At 74.2% G+C, this 17,634-nt stretch carries 19 protein-coding genes; 4 read left to right on the forward strand and 15 right to left on the reverse strand.

Annotation, left to right across the window (positions count from 1 at the left end):
- The first annotated feature begins 104 nt into the window (after positions 1–104).
- On the forward strand, positions 105–2,078 hold the full coding sequence (locus ACWHYA_RS14650) for an FAD-dependent oxidoreductase (RefSeq protein ID WP_425942854.1): 1,974 nt from the start codon (positions 105–107) through the stop codon (positions 2,076–2,078).
- 5 nt (positions 2,079–2,083) lie between these two features.
- Here the strand turns inward: ACWHYA_RS14650 and ACWHYA_RS14655 are convergent, their stop codons facing one another.
- From ACWHYA_RS14655 to ACWHYA_RS14665, 3 genes are all read right to left on the reverse strand, one after another.
- Positions 2,084–2,467 carry a 2-polyprenylphenol hydroxylase gene (locus tag ACWHYA_RS14655; protein ID WP_425942796.1) on the reverse strand — a complete coding sequence of 128 codons (384 nt, stop codon included), beginning with the start codon at positions 2,465–2,467 and terminating at the stop codon, positions 2,084–2,086.
- Positions 2,468–2,618: 151 nt separating this feature from the next.
- On the reverse strand, positions 2,619–4,202 hold the full coding sequence (locus ACWHYA_RS14660) for an HNH endonuclease signature motif containing protein (RefSeq protein WP_425942797.1): 1,584 nt from the start codon (positions 4,200–4,202) through the stop codon (positions 2,619–2,621).
- Positions 4,203–4,284: 82 nt separating this feature from the next.
- Positions 4,285–5,181 (reverse strand): dimethylarginine dimethylaminohydrolase family protein, encoded by an 897-nt coding sequence (locus ACWHYA_RS14665; protein ID WP_425942798.1) that lies wholly within the window; start codon positions 5,179–5,181, stop codon positions 4,285–4,287.
- Positions 5,182–5,351: 170 nt separating this feature from the next.
- On the opposite strand from ACWHYA_RS14665, the gene ACWHYA_RS14670 reads away from it, so the two are divergent.
- Positions 5,352–5,756, forward strand: a complete 405-nt coding sequence (locus ACWHYA_RS14670) for a secondary thiamine-phosphate synthase enzyme YjbQ (protein WP_425942799.1) — start codon at positions 5,352–5,354, stop codon at positions 5,754–5,756.
- A 122-nt stretch (positions 5,757–5,878) separates the two neighbouring features.
- Here the strand turns inward: ACWHYA_RS14670 and ACWHYA_RS14675 are convergent, their stop codons facing one another.
- From ACWHYA_RS14675 to ACWHYA_RS14695, 5 genes are all read right to left on the reverse strand, one after another.
- The gene (locus ACWHYA_RS14675) at positions 5,879–8,173 is read right to left on the reverse strand and encodes a heavy metal translocating P-type ATPase (protein WP_425942800.1); all 2,295 of its coding nucleotides are present in this window, start codon (positions 8,171–8,173) and stop codon (positions 5,879–5,881) included.
- A gap of 137 nt (positions 8,174–8,310) precedes the next feature.
- A complete protein-coding gene (locus ACWHYA_RS14680; RefSeq protein WP_425942801.1) occupies positions 8,311–8,538 on the reverse strand; it encodes a hypothetical protein in 228 nt (75 codons plus the stop codon).
- Positions 8,539–8,647: 109 nt separating this feature from the next.
- Positions 8,648–9,892, reverse strand: a complete 1,245-nt coding sequence (locus ACWHYA_RS14685) for a cation:proton antiporter domain-containing protein (RefSeq protein WP_425942802.1) — start codon at positions 9,890–9,892, stop codon at positions 8,648–8,650.
- 2 nt (positions 9,893–9,894) lie between these two features.
- Positions 9,895–10,407 carry a metallophosphoesterase family protein gene (locus ACWHYA_RS14690; RefSeq protein WP_425942803.1) on the reverse strand — a complete coding sequence of 171 codons (513 nt, stop codon included), beginning with the start codon at positions 10,405–10,407 and terminating at the stop codon, positions 9,895–9,897.
- Positions 10,404–10,640 carry a hypothetical protein gene (locus tag ACWHYA_RS14695; protein ID WP_425942804.1) on the reverse strand — a complete coding sequence of 79 codons (237 nt, stop codon included), beginning with the start codon at positions 10,638–10,640 and terminating at the stop codon, positions 10,404–10,406. The genes ACWHYA_RS14690 and ACWHYA_RS14695 overlap by 4 nt, the downstream gene beginning before the upstream one ends.
- Positions 10,641–10,695: 55 nt before the next feature.
- Here ACWHYA_RS14695 and ACWHYA_RS14700 point away from each other — a divergent pair, with 55 nt between their 5' ends.
- Complete coding sequence (locus tag ACWHYA_RS14700) at positions 10,696–11,163, forward strand: PPOX class F420-dependent oxidoreductase (protein ID WP_425942805.1); 468 nt, start codon at positions 10,696–10,698, stop codon at positions 11,161–11,163.
- A gap of 31 nt (positions 11,164–11,194) precedes the next feature.
- On the opposite strand, the gene ACWHYA_RS14705 is transcribed toward ACWHYA_RS14700, so the two are convergent.
- The 6 genes from ACWHYA_RS14705 to ACWHYA_RS14730 all read right to left on the reverse strand — a co-directional run bounded on the left by ACWHYA_RS14705 (position 11,195) and on the right by ACWHYA_RS14730 (position 14,902).
- Positions 11,195–12,016 carry an ABC transporter permease gene (locus ACWHYA_RS14705; RefSeq protein ID WP_425942806.1) on the reverse strand — a complete coding sequence of 274 codons (822 nt, stop codon included), beginning with the start codon at positions 12,014–12,016 and terminating at the stop codon, positions 11,195–11,197.
- Positions 12,013–12,912 carry an ABC transporter ATP-binding protein gene (locus tag ACWHYA_RS14710; protein ID WP_425942807.1) on the reverse strand — a complete coding sequence of 300 codons (900 nt, stop codon included), beginning with the start codon at positions 12,910–12,912 and terminating at the stop codon, positions 12,013–12,015. The genes ACWHYA_RS14705 and ACWHYA_RS14710 overlap by 4 nt, the downstream gene beginning before the upstream one ends.
- Before the next feature lie 91 nt (positions 12,913–13,003).
- A complete protein-coding gene (locus tag ACWHYA_RS14715) occupies positions 13,004–13,783 on the reverse strand; it encodes a hypothetical protein (protein WP_425942808.1) in 780 nt (259 codons plus the stop codon).
- Positions 13,780–14,370, reverse strand: a complete 591-nt coding sequence (locus ACWHYA_RS14720; RefSeq protein WP_425942809.1) for an AAA family ATPase — start codon at positions 14,368–14,370, stop codon at positions 13,780–13,782. Before ACWHYA_RS14720 ends, ACWHYA_RS14715 begins: the two co-directional genes overlap by 4 nt.
- Positions 14,367–14,519 carry a hypothetical protein gene (locus ACWHYA_RS14725; protein ID WP_425942810.1) on the reverse strand — a complete coding sequence of 51 codons (153 nt, stop codon included), beginning with the start codon at positions 14,517–14,519 and terminating at the stop codon, positions 14,367–14,369. The genes ACWHYA_RS14720 and ACWHYA_RS14725 overlap by 4 nt, the downstream gene beginning before the upstream one ends.
- Positions 14,516–14,902, reverse strand: coding sequence for a GntR family transcriptional regulator (locus ACWHYA_RS14730; protein WP_425942811.1), 387 nt, complete (start codon positions 14,900–14,902; stop codon positions 14,516–14,518). The genes ACWHYA_RS14725 and ACWHYA_RS14730 overlap by 4 nt, the downstream gene beginning before the upstream one ends.
- A 382-nt stretch (positions 14,903–15,284) precedes the next feature.
- Between ACWHYA_RS14730 and ACWHYA_RS14735 the strand changes: the two genes are divergently transcribed.
- Complete coding sequence (locus ACWHYA_RS14735; RefSeq protein WP_425942812.1) at positions 15,285–16,625, forward strand: T3SS (YopN, CesT) and YbjN peptide-binding chaperone 1; 1,341 nt, start codon at positions 15,285–15,287, stop codon at positions 16,623–16,625.
- A gap of 5 nt (positions 16,626–16,630) precedes the next feature.
- On the opposite strand, the gene ACWHYA_RS14740 is transcribed toward ACWHYA_RS14735, so the two are convergent.
- On the reverse strand, positions 16,631–17,530 hold the full coding sequence (locus ACWHYA_RS14740) for an SDR family oxidoreductase (protein WP_425942813.1): 900 nt from the start codon (positions 17,528–17,530) through the stop codon (positions 16,631–16,633).
- Positions 17,531–17,634 lie beyond the last annotated feature (104 nt).

Consider the following 17,634-nt stretch of genomic DNA (forward strand, 5'->3'; position numbering starts at 1 on the left):
CCGGCCGGTAACATCGTCTCGTGACCACGACGCCGTCCACCCCCGGCCCCGGCAGGGGACCTGCCCCGCACGCCTCAGGGCCGGCCGCGACGGCATACCCCCACCTGCTCTCCCCGCTCGAGGTGCCGGGGGGCCGGCTGCGCAACCGGGTGGTCATGGGGTCGATGCACACCGGCCTGGAGGACCGCCCCTGGCTGCGGGACGAGCTCGTCGCGTACTACGCCGAGCGGGCCGCCGGCGGCGTGGGCCTCATCGTCACCGGGGGCTACGCGCCGACGCTGCGCGGACGGCTGACCCCGTTCGGCGCCCAGTTCAGCGACCCGGTCACCGCCCGCCGGCACCAGGTCGTCACCGACGCGGTCCACGAGCACGGCGCCCAGATCGCCCTGCAGCTCCTGCACGCCGGTCGGTACGCCTACTCCCCCCTCGCCGTCTCTGCGTCCGCCTCGAAGTCCCCCATCACCCCGTTCTCGGCGCGTGCGATGTCTTCGATGTCGGTGCGCCGCACCGTCTCCGCGTTCGCCCGTTCCGCGCGGCTGGCGCACCGGGCGGGGTACGACGGCGTGGAGATCATGGGGTCGGAGGGCTACCTCCTCAACCAGTTCCTCGCGGCGCGCACCAACCGGCGCACCGACCAGTGGGGCGGGGACGCCAGGGGCAGGATGCGCTTCGCGGTCGAGGTGGCGCGGGCCGTGCGCGACGCGGTCGGTGAGGACTTCCTCGTCCTCTACCGGATCTCGCTGATCGACCTCGTCGAGGGCGGTCAGACGTGGGACGAGGTGGTCGAGCTGGCCCACCTGCTGCAGGAGGCCGGCGTCTCCGTGCTCAACACCGGGATCGGGTGGCACGAGGCGCGGATCCCCACGATCATCACGCAGGTGCCCCGGGGGGCGTGGACCGGCCTGACGGCTCGGTTGCGGGCCGAGGTGTCGGTGCCGGTGATGGCCTCCAACCGGATCAACGCCCCGCAGATGGCCGAGACGCTGCTGGCCGACGGGAGCGCCGACCTGGTGTCGATGGCCCGCCCGCTGCTGGCCGACCCCGACTTCGTGGTGAAGGCGGCCGAGGGCAGGGCGGAGGAGATCAACACCTGCATCGCGTGCAACCAGGCCTGCCTGGACCGCATCTTCGTGGGGAAGCGCGCCTCCTGCCTGGTCAACCCCCGTGCGGGGCGGGAGACCGAGCTGGTGCTCACCGCCGCCCCCCGCCCGCGCAGAGTCGCCGTGGTCGGCGCGGGGCCAGCGGGGCTCGCGGCCGCGACGGCCACGGCCGAGCGCGGGCACCGGGTGACCCTGTTCGAGGCCGACGAGGAGCTCGGCGGCCAGTTCCGTCTGGCGATGCGGGTGCCGGGCAAGGACGACTTCGCCGAGACGCTGCGCTACTACCGGCGCCGGCTGGAGGTGCTCGGCGTGGACGTGCGGCTCGCCACGCGGGCGTCGGCGGAGGACCTCGCCGGGTTCGACGACGTGGTCCTCGCCACCGGCGTCCGCCCCCGTGTCCCGCAGCTCCGCGGCGTCGACCACCCCTCGGTGGTCACCTACGCCGACGTCCTCGCCGGCCGCGTCGTCCCGGGGCCCCGCGTCGCGGTGGTCGGGGCCGGCGGGATCGGGGTGGACGTGTCCCACTTCCTCACCCACGTCGAGACCGACCTGGCCGGGTGGATGGCGCGCTGGGGCGTCGCGGACCCGGCGCAGCACCGCGGCGGCCTGGTGCCCAAGGACCTGCCCGAGCCGGCGCGGGAGGTCTGGCTCCTGCAGCGCAAGGAGACCAGGATCGGGGCGGCGCTCGGCAAGACGTCGGGGTGGGCCCACCGGCTCAACCTCCGCGACGCCGGCGTCCACCAGGTGACCGGGGTGACCTACGACCGGGTCGACGACGAGGGGCTGCACGTCACCGTCGAGGGCCGGCCCCACGTCCTGGCCGTCGACCACGTCGTCCTGTGCGCGGGTCAGGACTCCGTGCGCGAGCTGGTCGACGCCCTGCCACGGGCGCACGTCATCGGCGGCGCGGACGTCGCGGCGGAGCTGGACGCCGAGCGCGCGATCCGGCAGGGCACCGAGCTGGCCGCCCGCCTCTGAGACGGTCAGGTCGAATCCGGCGCGTCCACCTCGTCCGGCGCGTCCGGCGCGTCCAGCTCGTCCAGACGCTCGAGGGCTACCCGCCAACGCTCGCTCCGCTCGTGCTCGTCCTGCTCCCACCAGGGGGTGCCTCGTTCTCCCAGCCCGTGCTTGGCCAGGTTCACCCGGCGTCGCCACGGGGCGGGGTCCTTACCCGTCCGCCGCGCGTTCCGTACCCCGGACCGGCCACGCCCCAGGTGCGACAGCAGTCGCTCGGCCACCTCGACGGGCAGGCCGGGATCCTGTCGTCGCCATCGCCGGCCGTTCACGACGAGCCACCTGTGACCGTCCACGTCGTCGTGCGGTTGATCTCCTGCCCCGCCGCCACCATCGGCCCGTCCGTCGCTCATCCGGCCATCCTTGGGCAGCAAGGTTCGCTCGACAAGCAGGAGGACTCCACCGATCCATCCGATCCGGCGCGTCCACCGTCCGGGCGTTCGTGCCGTCCGCCGGGCGTGTTGGTGTTCCCGGCCGGGTGGGGCCGGGAGCGGGGCGGGGTCGCTAGACGTGCCAGGTGGTGGTGCCACCGGTGACGGTGGCCATGAGGTCCTTCTGGTGGACCCTCTTGTGGTGCCGCCCGCACAGCAGGACCAGCAGCTCGATGTCGGTGCCCCCGCCGCGGCACCACCACACCAGGTGGTGGGCCTCGCACCACGACCCGGGCACCGAGCACCCCGGGAACGTGCACCCCCCGTCCCGGACCAGCAACGCCTTGAACTGTCCCGGCGTGGCCAATCGCACCGTGCGACCCAGCCGCAACGGCTCCCCCGTGGGGGCCAGCACCACCGGGGTCACGTCGCCCAGGCACGCGTACCGGCCTGCCTGCCCCGCGTCCAGCCCCGCATCACCGGCCTGCGCGAACGCCGCCCCCCGCGGACGACCCGTGTCCGGGTCCGCCGCCACCGTCAGGATCACGCTGGCGCGGCCCGTCGACGGTGGCGCCCCCGGGTTGCCCAACCCCCGCGTGAGCACCATCAGCACCGCGTCGTAACGCCGCTGCCCCACCGACCGCGGGTCCCGGTCAGCACCGCCAGCACCGCCACCCTCCCCCTCGACCCGCCCCGGGACACCGCAGTCACCGTGTCCCGACCCGCCACCGTCGCCACCGCCACCGTCGTTGTCGTGGTTGTCGCCGTGGTCGTCGGCGTGCCGGGCGGGATCGGGCGCGGCCAGCGGCCCGTCCAGCACCCCGTCGATCAGAACCGCGTCGGCGTCCGGGGCGTCCAGGACGTAGCGCACCAACCCCGGACCCACCCGCCGCCGGGACACGCACCGCAACCCCTCCGCCGTCTGCTGCTCGGCCTCCCGGGGCGCCTCCTCCAGCAGGTCCACCAGCAGCTTCTGGCACACCCGCCCCAGGTCCCGCTCGCTGATCCCCCCATCACACGCGGCGCCGGTCGCGATCTGCGCGTACGCCTGCCCCTGGTCCACGTCCAACCCCGGCACCACCCGGGACAGGGTGGCCGCCACCCGGCCCGCCCGAGCCAACCCCGCCCGCCCCTCGATCACGGCCTGCAGCACCGGAGCACCCCAGTACTGACCGGCCGCGACCACCACCGCCCGCAGATGCGCCGCCTCCGCGCCCGAGAGCCACGGGCAACGCACCCGTACCCAGTCCACCAGACCCATCCCCACCGCGCCCGGCAACCCCCGCCGCTGCGCCTCCACCGCCAACGTCACCACCAGTGCATCCACCCGGGCACGCACCCGACCGGCCGCCTCCAGACCCTCGACCAAGGACGGGTCGAACACCCCCACCACACCCTGCGGACCCACCGCGGCCCGGTCCAGCCCCACCAGCGCCAGGTCCAACCCCGCGGCCAGCTCCTGCGAGGCCAACCCGCCCGGGACGCCCCAGCCGCCGTCCCCGCCCGCCTCCGCCGCCAGCGTCTCCTCGATGTCGGCCAGCAGCTCCCAGTACCCCGCCCCCGCCTGATCCTCACACTCCCGCGCCTGCACGTCCTGCTGCGCCATCACCCCCGCGACGAACAGCCGCTCCCGCTCCGACACCGGCTCCGGCACGACGTCGCCCGCGTCGTGGACCTCCTCCACCACCCCCGCTGCCCCACCCCACAAGAACGACATACCCCCACCCAAGCACCCCCCACTGACACACCCGTTCGAACCAGCCTGGGGGTCGCAGGGTCGACCGCCAGGCGGTCCTGCCCTACCCCCGCAGCCGCACCGACAGGCAGGTCACGCAGCCCTCGAGCTTGGTGAACTCGCTGATGTCGACCTCGGTCACCGCGTACCCCCGGTCGCGGAACAACTGCGCCGACCGCGGAGCGTCGGCCGCCATGAGCACCCGGTCACCGCCCAGCAGCACGACGTGCGCCCCCGACTCCTCCGGCACCGGGAGGAAGCCCCCACCGTCGCCACCACCCCCGCCGTCACCGTGCCCGCCGCCGTCCTCGTCCGTCTTGTCGCCACCCCGCGTCGGGTCCGCGCCACCGGACCACACCGACGGGTCGTCGACGAGCGGCTCGAACCCCACCACGGTGCCGTCCGGCAGCGCCGTCACCCCGCTCTTGAGGTGCAGCACACGGGAGACGGGCACCCCGACGACCTGCACCCCGGCGGGCTCGAGGTGGGCGGCGAGCTGCCGCATACCCTCCTCGTTGCTGCGCCCGCCCAGGCCGACCCACACGGTGCTGCCGAACTTCAGCACGTCACCGCCCTCGAGCGTGCCGGGCTCCTCGATCCGGGCCACCCGGTAGCCCGCCTCGACGACGGCCTGCTCGACCGCGTCCACCTCGGCCCGCCGGGACGGGGCACCGGGCCGGGTCAGCACGGCGAGGTCGCCGTGCACGACGACCGTGTCCTCGACGAACACCGCGTCCGCGCACTCGTCGGCCGGCGCGACCTCCACCGTCCGCCACCCGTTTGCGTGGAGCGCGTCGACGTAGGCCTCCCACTGCCGCACCGCCAGCTCAGCGTCCGCCGGCTGCCGGTCGATGTGCGTGATCAGCCCGTCGGCGAGCCGGGGTCCGGGACGACGGACCAGGGCGAGGTGCCGCTCCCCCGTGCTCGCGGGGTCGGCGGGGGCAGGGGCGGTGTCGGTCACGGGTCCAGCCTCGCAGACCGCAGCGGCCGCGGGGTATGTCGTGTGCGCGGCGATCTCGTGCGCCGGCCCCGTGCCGCGCACCCGGCTACCGCCGACGACCTCCGGGGCCTCCGGGTGGTGCCGTGGGGGCCGGGACCGCAGGATGGGGACATGACGCCGGAGGTGCACCCATGAAGACCACCCACCTGCAGGTCCGCACGGGCGGCGAGGACGTCGTGCTCGATCTCACCAGCGAGTGCGCGGACTTCGTCCGGGACGGGGGCGACGGGCTCCTGCACGTGTTCGTCCCGCACGCCACGGCCGGCCTGGCGATCATCGAGACGGGGGCGGGGTCCGACGACGACCTGCTGGCCGCGCTCGAGGACCTGCTGCCGGCGGACGACAGGTGGCGCCACCGGCACGGTTCGCACGGCCACGGGCGGTCGCACGTGATGCCGGCGATCGTGCCGCCCTACGCGACGGTGCCGGTGCAGGACGGCCAGCTCGCACTGGGCACCTGGCAGAGCATCTGCCTGGTCGACCTCAACGTGGACAACCACGACCGGACGGTCCGGCTGGACTTCCTGACCGGGTGACCAGCACCGCCGACCGGGGGGTCCCCGGTCGGCGGCGGTGGTGTCGTGGTCGCGGTGCCGGCCCGCGGTGGCCGCTGCGCGGGTCGCGGCGAGTCGCGTGGCGCGGCGCCGGCCCGCGCCCGTCAGCCGCGGGAGGTCCCCACCGGCTCGGGGGCCGACGGCTGGTCCTCGACGTCGGCGGCCGTACGTCCGTGCTGCGGCACGGGGTCCTGCTCCCGCAGGGCCCGGGCGCTGGCCTCCGGCGTGAGCACCAGGCGGCGCAGCAGCTGGGCGTTGAGCGCCACCACGACCGTCGAGGCCGACATCAGCAGCGCACCGATGGCCATCGGCATCACGAACCCGACCGGGGCCAGGACCCCCGCGGCGAGCGGGACGGCCACGATGTTGTAGCCGGCGGCCCACCACAGGTTCTGCTTCATCTTCCGGTAGCCGGCCCGGGAGAGCTGGATGACCGAGAGGACCGACCGCGGGTCGTCGCTGGCCAGGACCACGCCCGCCGAGGCGATCGCGACGTCCGTCCCCGCCCCGATGGCGATGCCGACGTCGGCCTGCGCCAGCGCGGGGGCGTCGTTGACGCCGTCGCCGACCATCGCGACGGTCCGCCCCTGCTCCTGCAGGGCCTTGACCTTGTCCGCCTTGTGCTCGGGACGCACGCCGGCGAGGACCTCGTCGATCCCCAGCTCCTCGGCGACGGCCCGCGCGACCGGCTCGGCGTCACCGGTGATCATGACGACCTGGATCCCCAGGTGGTGCAGCGTGTCGACGGCCTCGCGGGACTCCTCGCGGACCTCGTCGGCGACGGCGAGGGCGCCGACCACCTGTCCGTCCCGGACGACGTGGAGCACGGTCGAGCCCTGCTCGCCCCACTCCCGGGAGGCGTCGAGCGGCGCCAGCCCCTCCTCCTCCAGCAGGTAGGGTCCGCCGACCCGCACCCTGCTCCCGTCGACGGTGCCGGTGACCCCGACGGCCGGGGCCGAGGAGAAGTCGCTCGCCCGCGGCACCGTCAGGCCGCGGTCCTCGGCGGCCCGGACGATCGCCCGGGCCAGCGGGTGCTCGCTGTCGGCCTCGACGGCGGCCGCCAGCGCGACCACCTCGTCCTCGGACAGCGCGCCCCCGGACGTCCCGGACCCGGACTGGCCCCCGGCGGCGACGACGTGCCCGACGGCCGGCTCGCCCCGGGTCAGCGTCCCGGTCTTGTCGAACAGCACGGTGTCCACGACACGGGTGCGCTCCAGCGCCATCCGGTCCTTGATGAGGACCCCGCCCTTGGCGGCGCGCTCGGTGGTGATGGAGACCACCAGCGGGATGGCCAGTCCCAGGGCGTGGGGGCAGGCGATGACCAGCACCGTGATGACCCGGATCAGGGCGGTGTTGGGCGTGGACACGCTCAGCCAGACCACGGCGGCCAGGACGGCGGCGGCCAGGGCGAACCAGAACAGCCACCCGGCGGCCCGGTCGGCGAGCCGCTGGGCCCGCGTCGTGGAGCTCTGCGCGTCGGCGACCATGCGCTGGATCCCGGCCAGGGCCGTGTCGTCGCCGACGGCGGTGATCCGCACCCGCAGGGCGGAGTCGGTCGCGACGGTGCCGGCCACGACGGTGTCACCCACGCCGCGCCGCACGGTCGTGGACTCACCGGTGATCATCGACTCGTCCAGGGCCGCCTCGCCGTCGACCACCTCTCCGTCCGCCGGCACCCGGGCACCGGGTCGGACCACGACGACGTCGTCCACCTCGAGGTCGGCCGGGGACACGGTGACGGTCGAGTCGCCCTCGACCTTCTCCGTCTCGTCGGGCAGGAGGGCCGCCAGCGACTCCAGCGCCGAGGACGTCTGCGCCAGGGAGCGCATCTCGATCCAGTGGCCCAGGAGCATGATGACGATCAGCAGCGCCAGCTCCCACCAGAACTCCAGGTCGTGCGGGAGGAGGCCGAGGCTGGCCGCCATCGAGGAGACGAAGGCGACGGTGATCGCCATCCCGACGAGCAGCATCATGCCGGGCCGGCGCTGCCTGAGCTCCTCGATCGCGCCGGTGTAGAAGGGCCGGCCGCCCCAGACGTACATGATCGTGCCCAGCACCGGCGCGACCCAGCGCACCCCGGGCACGTCGGGCAGCTGGTACCCCAGCAGGTCCGCGAACATCATGCTGGTCAGCACCGTCGGGACGGCCAGCGCCAGCATGATCCAGAAGAGCCGCCGGAACATCGCGACGTGGTCCTCGTGGCCGCCGTGCCCCTCATGGCCACCGTGGCCACCGTGGCCCTCGTGACCGGCAGCCCCCTCATGGCCCTCGTGGCCGCCGCGCTCCTGGCGGGCCCCCTGTCCGTCCCGACCCTCGTGCGGGCCGTGGCCCTCGTGCCTGCCGTGCGCTGCGCGCCCGTCGTGCTTCGCGGGCCCGTCCGTCAGCTGGTGCTCGTCCATGCCGTCCACGTCTCCTCGGTCGAGGTCGATCCTGATGTATACCCCATGGGGGTATGTCGTGGCCAACGCGCGACCGACCCCGCCCATTCCCCCGGAGGGGGTCGGTCGCCGTCGCGGGGGCGACCGGACGGGTCGGGTCAGCCGTCCCGGCCGGGCTCCTCAGCACTGACCTCGTCGCTCACCGCGGTGTTGATGTCAGGGGTGTCCGGCACGCTGTCGGCCCCTCCGAGCGAGGTGTCCGGGTTGAGCGCCCCGGACCCACCCTCCGAGACCGTGCCGCTCCCGGCACCAGCCTCGTCGTGACGCTCCGTCGTCTCCTCGCCCTCGCGGTCGTCCACCGGTGCCTGGTCGTCGTCGTGTGTCATACCCCCCACCGTACGGCTGCCCACCTGGCCGGGCACCCCGACGGGCACCGTGCCGTCCCCTCGACGGGCGCTCACCGCCAACCTCGACGGCCGACGGCCACGGGACCCCTCAGACCGCCGGCGAGGGCTGCTGCTCCACGTCCCCCTCGTGACCGTGACGCCGTGCGTAGGCCCTGCGACCCGGCGCCCCGGTGAGCCCGAAGACCACCACGCTCACCGCCACCGCGAGCGTCACCGCGCCCCACAGCGCCGGGTCGTGGACCCCTTCGTGCCGCGCGTGCGCCAGGTAGAACAGCGCGCTCACCCCCATCGGCCCGAAGAACCCCATGAAGCCGGCCTGGTGCGCCGCGACCCCCAGCGGCCGGCGCAGGGCCAGCAGGACCGGCAGCCGCCGCAGGAGCAGCACCAGACCGGCGAAGACGGCGGCCCGCCATCCCCAGTCGGCCCACGTCCCCCACGGCAGGACGGCGCCGAGCACCGCGACCAGAGGCAGCACCGCATACTTGTTGATGCCCTCGTCGACCGCGTCCTGCTTCTCCCGTGGGCTGCTCCCGGCGAAGCGGTTGTAGACCAGGCCCGCGACGAAGACGGCCAGCACCCCGGCCGCCTCGACCGTGCGGGCGACCCCGAGGACGCCGACCGCGAGCAGCAGGGTGTACACCAGCTCCGGCCCCTCGCCCACGTCGTCGTGCCGGTCCGCGTGGCTCAGCCCCAGGCCGGCCAGCCATCCCACCAGCCCGCCGACCGCCAGCCCTGCACCCACCTCCCAGGCCACGAGGCCGAGGGCGTGGACCACCCCCTGCGCGGGCAGGACCACGGCGACGAGCACGACCACGAGCACGACGCCCAGCCCGTCGTTGGCGCCGCTCTCGAGGGTGAGCAGGGCACGGACGCGGTGCGGCAGGGTCCGCTCCGCGGGCTCGCCGCTGACCACGGCGGCGGCCAGGACGGGGTCGGTCGGAGCGAGGCAGGCCCCGACGAGGAGGGCGAGGGACACCGGTACGGCCAGCACCAGCGCCGAGGCCGCCGTCGCCAGGGCGGCGAGCGGCATGACCACGGCGAGCAGCACGACCGTGGGTCGCAGCAGGCCGCGCAGGCTCTCCCACGGGTAGCGCAGCGCGGCCGCCATGACCGAGGCGGCGAGCAGGACCCGGCTGCCCTCCAGCAGGAGGACGTCGACCAGCTCCTGCTCGAGGCGGACGAGCCCGAGGGCGGCCGGCCCCACCAGCACGCCCGCCGCGAGGGCGACGAGGGGCTCGCTGACGGGGACCCAGCGTTCCAGCGGCCCGCTGACGAGCGCCAGGACGACGCCGCCGACGCCCAGGACGGCCAGCGAGGGGGCCAGCCAGTCCATGCTCACCTCCTCGGCGGCAGCCGGTGCAGCACGACCTTACCGAGCACGCCGTCGCCGACCTCGCACGTCATGTACGTGCAGAACGGCTGGCGGCGCCGGTCCGTCGGCGACCCCGGGTTGAGCAGGCGCAGACCCTCGGCGGTGGTGTCCCACGGGATGTGGCTGTGCCCGAAGACCAGCACGTCCAGGTCGGGGTATGCCGCACGCGCCCGCCTCTCGCGTCCCGCCCGGGCACCGGTCTCGTGGACCACGCCCCACCGCACGCCCCCCAGGTCCGCCCGCGCCACCTCGGGGAGACGACGGCGCAGCTCGGCCCCGTCGTTGTTGCCGTGGACGGCCACCAGCCGTCGGGCCCGCGACCCGAGCTCGTCGAGCAGCGCCGGCTCGACCCAGTCGCCGGCGTGGACCACGACGTCGGCACGGTCCACCTCGTCCCAGACCCGGGCCGGCAGCTCGCGGGCCCGCCCGGGCACGTGCGTGTCGGCCAGGAGCAGGACGCGCAGGCGTCCGCTCACCCCACGTCGGGGGTCTCTGCGCTGCCGTCGTCGTGGATCTCCTGGGCCATCCGGTCCAGCTCACCCTCCTCCACGTCCACCTCGGCCTGGGCCATGCCCTCCTCGAGGTCCTCGCGGACCGTCTCTGGACGGGCGCCCTCGTCCCAGCTCTCGGTGCGCTCGACGACGTAGTCGGCGGCCTGCTGACGGGCCTCGGCCTCCTCGGCCCCTCCGGTGCTCTGCTGATCGCTCATCCCGTCACGGTAGCCACGGGTCGGCCCCGGCGCACCCGGTGACAGACTGGGCTCCATGGCCAGGACCGTCGCGACCACCACCACCGTCGACCGCGAGGGGCTGCTGGAGTTCGTCCGGCCGCGGCACGACCTCGTGCTCATCACCATCCGTCAGGACGGCCGGCCGCAGGCCTCCCCCGTCACCGGCGGCGTGGACGAGCGGGGCCGCATCGTGATCTCGACCTACCCCGAGCGCGCCAAGACGCACAACGCGCGCCGCGACCCGCGGGTGAGCGTCGTCGTGCTCTCCGACGACTTCGGCGGTGCCTGGGTGCAGGTCGACGGCGACTGCGAGGTGCTGGACTGCCCGGAGTCGGTGGAGCCGCTCGTCGACTACTTCCGGGCGGTGGCCGGGGAGCACCCGAACTGGGAGGAGTACCGGCGGGCGATGATCGCCCAGGGCAAGTCGCTGCTGCGCATCACCCCGACCCGGTGGTCGCCGGTCGCCACGGGCGGGTTCCCGGCGCGGCTCGTGGAGGACTGAGCGCCCTCCCCCCGGGAGCCGCCCACGAGGCTCAGGCCGTCCTGATCTCCGTTCGCCGGAGCCGCACCCAGCCCAGGACGAGCGGCAGGACGATCCACAGCGCGGTCACGGTGCCCAGCTGGGCCCACTGCTCCCCCGTCAGCGCCTCCTGGGTGAACAGGGGGGCCTGCCCGGTGGCCAGGTCGAACCAGCCGGCGTTCTCCCGCAGGGCCTCCACGAAGGTGATGAGCAGGTTCATCGCCACGGGGAGTGCGAAGTAGAGGACGATCGCGGCCGTGCTGTTCATGAGCAGCAGCCCGAAGGCCACGCCCTGCATGATGGCCAGGATCTGCAGGAGGGCGAAGTACCCCAGCTCACGGGCCCCGACGTCCCACACCTCACCGCTGCCGGCGACGGCCGCGAAGAGGGCGGCCACCGCGAGCAGGAGCGCCAGGCCCAGGAGGCCGACCACGACGGCGGCGATCGACTTGGCCAGCACGACGAGCCCACGTCGTGGTTCCAGGGTGAAGGTCACCAGGCCGGCCCGCTGGCTCCACTCGCTGGTGACCAGGAGGATGCCCAGCACGGGCAGCAGGAAGGCCTGGGGAGTGAGCGCCATTCCGGCGAAGCCGTAGAAGGTGTGCCCTTCCTCGGGGCCGAAGAGGCGGAACAGCACCACGGCACCGACGCTGAGGACGGCGATGGCGGCAAGCAGCCACAGCCCGGACCGGGTGTCGACCATCTTGCGCAGCTCGACCTGCACCAGCCGGGGCAGGGGTATGGCTCGCGTGTCGGCCCCGGCGCGCGGTGGCCGGGCGGCCCCCGAGGTGTCGGCGGCTCCCGGCGTGCCCGTCGTGCCCGTCGTGGTGCTCATCGCTGGACTCCTTCTCGTGCGTCGGCTGCGGTCAGCTGCAGGAAGCGCTCCTCGAGGCCGCCCCCGCCGGAGGGGCGCAGCTCGGTCAGGGCGATGCCGTGATCGGCGGCGACCCGTCCCACCACGACCGGCTCGGCCTGGACCGCCAGACCCCCACCGGGGGACTCCAGGGTGTCCAGCCCGGCCTGCTGCAGGGCCACGAACAGGGTGGCGTCGTCGGCGGACCGCACGACCGTGCCGCCCGTGGAGAGCAGCTCGGCCTTGCTGCCCTGGGCCACGATCCGTCCCCGTCCGATGACGACGAGGTCGTCGGCGATGACCTCCACCTCGCGCAGCAGGTGCGAGGAGAGCAGCGCCGTGCCGCCGGACCGGGTGAAGTCGGCCAGCAGGGTGCGCATCCAGTGGATGCCGGCCGGGTCGAGCCCATTGGCCGGCTCGTCGAGGACGAGAACCTGGGGGTCGCCCAGCAGCGCGTTGGCGATGCCGAGGCGCTGGCGCATCCCGAGGGAGTAGCCGCCCACCCGTCGCCTCGCCTCGGCCGGGGTCAGGCCCACCAGCTCCAGCATCTGGTCCACCCGCCGACGGTCCAGGCCCATGGTCAGCGCGCTGACCGTCAGGGCCTCCCGGCCGGTGCGGCCGGCGTGCTGGGCCTGCGCGTCGAGGAGGACCCCGACGGAGCGGCCCGGGTTCGGGATGCTCTCGTAGGTGCGGCCGAGGACGAGCGAGCGGCCCGACGTCGGGCGGGTGAGTGCGCAGATCATCCGCATGGTGGTCGACTTGCCCGCCCCGTTGGGGCCGAGGAAGCCGGTCACCCGCCCCGGCTGCACGGTGAAGCTGACGTCGTCGACCGCGGTGGCGGCGCCGTAGGTCTTGGTCAGACCCTGGATCTCGATCACAGGTCGAGCCTCTCGATCGGTGCGGGCAGGGTGGTCGGTGCAGAGAGTGTGGTCGGTGCGGGCAGGGTGGTCGGTGCGTGCACGCCGCGGCTCATCGCACCGGGACCCGTCGCAGGATCCACCAGAAGAGGGCGGCCACCACCACGGCCACGCTCAGGTCCCAGCCCCACCAGCCGGAGGCGCGGTCGACCGCCGCACCCACGGCCGGCAGCAGGAAGGTCGTGACGGGCGGCAGGACGACGAAGAGCAGGAGCAGGAGGCCCACGCCCACCCACCACGGCCAGCGCAGGAAGAGCGCCGTGATCATGGTCGCCCCGGCCATGCCCAGGAGCACCGCGCCCAGAGCGCTCACGCTCAGGGTGGCCACGTCGCCGGCACCGTCGGCCTGCAGGAGGGCGAGCGCCCCGTCCGGGCCGCGCCCGACGACGAGGAGCACCACCGCGGTCACGAGCAGCACGTAGGCCGCCGACCCCAGCACCGTCAGGAGCTGGGCGGTGGCCACGGCCCGGCGGGTGGCCCCGGTCGCGACGTAGACCCGGGTCCGGGCCGCGAGCACGACCGCCATGACGACGGAGGCGATGCCCACGGCGACGGGGAGGATGAAGAGCGAGGCGATGAGGGTGACGCCGTCCCCGTCGGCGATCACCTCGAGCCCGACCATGTCGGTCTCCGTCATCCCCACCAACTGCCAGCCCCGCCACCGGGCGACGAGCACCCCGACCGCGAGACAGGCGAGGACGACGCCGGTGGTGATGAGCAGGCTGTTCATCGCCGCACCGAGGAGCATGCGGGTCAGCACCGCCCACTGGGCCGGCCGGGGTGCACGCGGGCCGGTCGACGTCGCCGGAGCGGCGGTGGAGGTGGTGGTCATGACGCGGTCCTTCCGGTGCTGACGTGCACCAGCACGTCGGTGAGCGAGGCGAGGGAGTCGCCGGTGGAGTGCTGCTGGCGCACGGTGTCGGCGTCGCCGGCGGCGACGACCCGGCCGCGGTCGAGCACGACCACGTCCTCCATGAGGTCCTCGACCTCGTCGAGCAGGTGGGAGGAGAGCACGATCGTGCGCGGATGGCTGACGTAGTCGGCCATCAGCTCGTCGTAGAACAACCGGCGGGCGACGGCGTCCATCCCGAGGTAGACCTCGTCCAGCAGGGTCAGCTCGGCCCTGGAGGCCAGGGCGATGACGGCGCCCAGGATCGAGCGCTGACCGCGGGAGAGCTGCTCGGGGTTCTTCTTCAGGGGGACCCCGAAGCGCCCGAGCAGCTCCACGGCATACTCCTCGTCCCAGTGCGGGCGCAGCGCGCGCTGCAGGCGCAGGGTATGGCGGATGCGCTGGTCCTCGAAGATGCCGCCGCGGTCGCGGACGAGGCAGACGCGGGAGGTGACCGAGGGGTCCTCCCACACCTCGCGGCCGCCGACGCGCACGGTGCCGGTCTGGACCGGACGGAGCGCGGCGATCAACGACAGCAGGGTCGTCTGCCGGCGCCGTTGCGCCCGACGAGCCCGGTGATGGTGCCCGGCCGGACGGTCAGACTGACGTCCGAGAGCGCCTCGGCGCCCCGGAACCGGTGGGTGACGGCGTCGACCTCGACGCCCAGCGGCGTGTTCACGGCTGCTCCTTGAGATGGTCGATGAGCTGGTCGGTGGTGATCCCCAGCGCCCGGGCCTCCTCGAGGACCGGCCCGAAGGTGTCGTCCCAGAAGGTCGCCCGCCGCTGCCGGCGCAGCAGCTCGCGCGCGCCGTCGGAGACGAACATGCCCAGCCCGCGCCTCTTGTGCAGCAGACCTTCGTCGACGAGGGAGCCCATCGCCTTGGCCGCGGTCGCGGGGTTGATGCGGTGGGTGGTCGCGTACTGCGTAGTCGACATGACCTGGGCCCCCTCCGGGAGGTCGCCGACCAGGACCGCGTGTCGGATCCGGTCGGCGATCTGCTGGTAGATCGGCGTGCGGTCGTCGAACGGCTCGAACTCCGCCGGTACGGCCTCGGTGGCCATGGCCACCTCCGATCTGTTCAGTGGTTCATTACATGACTAATGAACCATAGAACGAGGGTCGGCGCAACCCCCGCGGGCGCACGTCGACGCCCCGGGGGCGCAAGCCCTCCGGGGCGCCGTTCCCTGCCGCGGGGCGTAGAGGAGGATCTCGGGCGCGGTGGGCCGGCGTCTCAGCCGCAGGTCAGAGGCTTGAGGTGTACGGAGTCGTACGGATATCCACAGAAGGCTGGTGCCCGTACGCCTCGGACGGCTACACAGGAGGTCGTGGGTGCCTGGCTGCAGGGGGCCAGGCACCCCGACCCTCGACCAGATCCGCAGGGAAGGGGTCCCCCGACCGTCCACGCCCGAACCCGCGGGCCCTTCCGCCCACTAGGGTCGGGGCATGGACGAGTTCGACCTGGACCGCGCCACCGAGGTCGGGTGGGCGGGGTTCCTCACGCGGCTCGCCGCGCACCTCGCGACGACCGCCGAGCCGTTGCGCATCACCCCCTACGGCGCCGGGTCCGAGAGCGCGCCCGTCCTGGAGGTGAGGCCCGACGGTGACGTCCTGCGCGCCGAGCTGCGGACCCCTGGCGACCGTCCGCCGCTGGACGAGGAGCACCACCGCCACCTGCTCGCGCTGGGGTGGCACGAGGAGCCCGCCGTCCCGTCCTCCCCGTCGGCGGCGGAGCACGAGGGTGAGGACCACGGCGTCCGGGGCACGGCATACCTCGTCGAGCTCCCCCGCACCCACGCCCACCTCCTCGCGGCGGTCGTGTCCGACACCCTCCGGCAGGTGGTGGGCGCGCCGCACCCGGCCTTTCTCGACGCCGGGACCCTCACCATCACCCCGCCGGATCCCGACCAGGCGCAGGAACGCCCGCAGATCGACCTGGACGAACCGGTGCGGGTCACCACCCCGGCCGAGCTGCGGCAGGCGGTCGAGACGACCCTGCACGCGACCATGGGGCACCCGCCCCGGCGCGACGCGGACGGTGACGTCCCGATCGTCTTCGGGACCACGCTGGTCTACGTCCGCACCGCCGACGCGCAGCCGGTCGTGAGCATCTTCGCCATCCTCGTGCAGGACGTCGCCGACCTGGACGCCGCCCGCCGCGAGGTCGGCATCCTCAACCGGGAGTCGGTCTTCGCCAAGTTCCACCTCGTGGGTCGTCAGGTAGTGGCGAGCGTGGCCATCCCCAGCCTGCCGTTCGTCCCGCGGCATCTCGTCGGGATGATCGAGCTCATGGGCCGGGAGCTGGACCGCCTCGACGACGCCCTGGCGCTGCGCGTGCAGGGACGGCGCTGGATCGACGTGATGACCGGCAAGGGGCCCGGAGGGGCCGAGCCCGTCCCTGCCGGGGACGAGTCGTCCGGCGACGGAGCGGGGGACGTGCCGTCCGGGGAGGGCGGGGAGGACGGGGGTCGCGAGGACGGCGATGACGGCGAGCTCCCCGTGGAGCTGCTGACCCTGCTCAACCTGGACCCCGAGGGTCAGGAGCGCCTCGAGCCGGCGCTGGTCGCCGACGTGTGCCACCACGACCGGTCGCTCATCCTGCGGTTCATCCGGATCGCCGAGGAGCAGACGATCTCGTGGCGGGAGTCGGTCGACGAGGCGCGCGCCGCCGGCGACGTCGAGGAGGCCCGGGTGGCCACCGGCGAGCTGCACGGATGGCAGTCGACCGTGCGCGACCTGCGGGCGGCGCTGCGGCACGTGGTGACGTTCGGGCAGAGCGAGGGGTAGGCGGCTCAGACCGTCGACGCCGCGGTCTCCTCGACGTAGGCCGTGACCGACCTCGGATCGATCCCCGCCTCGCGCAGCGGGCGGTCGTCGCAGGTACTGGGGTGGGTGTCCGAGTGCAGCGACATCCCCATGACCGAGGCGAGCGCCGGCCTGGGCCGGGCCAGCAGCCTGCTGGCCACGGCGAGCACGGGCCGGGGCACGTGCCGAACGGTGAACGAGCGGCCCGTGGCCCGTTCGAACGCCGCCACCGCCTCGTTGGGGGTGATCGCCTCGGGCCCGCCGAACTCCACCTCAGGGGGCACGGTGTCGGCCACGGCCAGGTGGGCGACGAGGGCCGCCACGTCGTCGACGGCGACGTACCGGTGGGCCGCGTTTCCCTTTCCGTAGATCGTGGCCCTGCCCTTCTGCGGGTCGATCCCGCCGGTGGGCGAGAGCCACACCTCCTGGAACATGTCGGGCCGGACGAGGACGGTCTCCATCGACGTCTGCCGCAGCGCCCGCTCGGTGGCCCGCTTGGCCGCCACGAACGGGGCGCGCGCGCCCGCGCCCTGGTCGAAACCGGCGGCGGAGAGGTAGACGAACCGCCGCACGCCGGCCTCCTCGGCCGCCCGCACGAGGTGCTGGTTGCCCTCCACGTCGACGTCGCGCACGGACAGCCCCTTGTCCCCCGCGAGGATCCGGGCGAGGGTGTTGGCGGTCGAGACCACGGTGTGGACACCGGCCATCGCCGGGACCAGGCTGGCCGGGTCGCGCAGGTCACCGGGGACGACCTCGACGCCCAGCGCCTCCAGCGCACCGGCGTCGCTCGTGGGGCGAACCAGCACCCGGACCTGCCGACCGTCCGCCACCAGACGCCGCACGACGCGTCCCCCCAGATCACCGGTGGCACCGCAGACCAGGAACATGGCTCCTCCTCACGGCCGCCTCCGCGACCCCCGAGGGCGACCGTCGGCCGGGTCGGTCGACACCCGTGTCGTCCCGGGACCGACGCTACTCCTGACGGGCCGCG

It is taken from the genome of Ornithinimicrobium carbonis, assembly GCF_977012275.1.

What these genes read in the sequence shown, in the direction of transcription:
- ACWHYA_RS14655 (WP_425942796.1), bottom strand. Translation starts at nt 2,467, where the DNA reads ATGAGCGACGGACGGGCCGATGGTGGCGGCGGGGCAGGAGATCAACCG.
- ACWHYA_RS14660 (WP_425942797.1), bottom strand. Translation starts at nt 4,202, where the DNA reads ATGTCGTTCTTGTGGGGTGGGGCAGCGGGGGTGGTGGAGGAGGTCCAC.
- ACWHYA_RS14670 (WP_425942799.1), top strand. Translation starts at nt 5,352, where the DNA reads ATGAAGACCACCCACCTGCAGGTCCGCACGGGCGGCGAGGACGTCGTG.
- ACWHYA_RS14675 (WP_425942800.1), bottom strand. Translation starts at nt 8,173, where the DNA reads ATGGACGAGCACCAGCTGACGGACGGGCCCGCGAAGCACGACGGGCGC.
- ACWHYA_RS14680 (WP_425942801.1), bottom strand. Translation starts at nt 8,538, where the DNA reads ATGACACACGACGACGACCAGGCACCGGTGGACGACCGCGAGGGCGAG.
- ACWHYA_RS14685 (WP_425942802.1), bottom strand. Translation starts at nt 9,892, where the DNA reads ATGGACTGGCTGGCCCCCTCGCTGGCCGTCCTGGGCGTCGGCGGCGTC.
- ACWHYA_RS14695 (WP_425942804.1), bottom strand. Translation starts at nt 10,640, where the DNA reads ATGAGCGATCAGCAGAGCACCGGAGGGGCCGAGGAGGCCGAGGCCCGT.
- ACWHYA_RS14700 (WP_425942805.1), top strand. Translation starts at nt 10,696, where the DNA reads ATGGCCAGGACCGTCGCGACCACCACCACCGTCGACCGCGAGGGGCTG.
- ACWHYA_RS14705 (WP_425942806.1), bottom strand. Translation starts at nt 12,016, where the DNA reads ATGAGCACCACGACGGGCACGACGGGCACGCCGGGAGCCGCCGACACC.
- ACWHYA_RS14715 (WP_425942808.1), bottom strand. Translation starts at nt 13,783, where the DNA reads ATGACCACCACCTCCACCGCCGCTCCGGCGACGTCGACCGGCCCGCGT.
- ACWHYA_RS14730 (WP_425942811.1), bottom strand. Translation starts at nt 14,902, where the DNA reads ATGGCCACCGAGGCCGTACCGGCGGAGTTCGAGCCGTTCGACGACCGC.
- ACWHYA_RS14735 (WP_425942812.1), top strand. Translation starts at nt 15,285, where the DNA reads ATGGACGAGTTCGACCTGGACCGCGCCACCGAGGTCGGGTGGGCGGGG.
- ACWHYA_RS14740 (WP_425942813.1), bottom strand. Translation starts at nt 17,530, where the DNA reads ATGTTCCTGGTCTGCGGTGCCACCGGTGATCTGGGGGGACGCGTCGTG.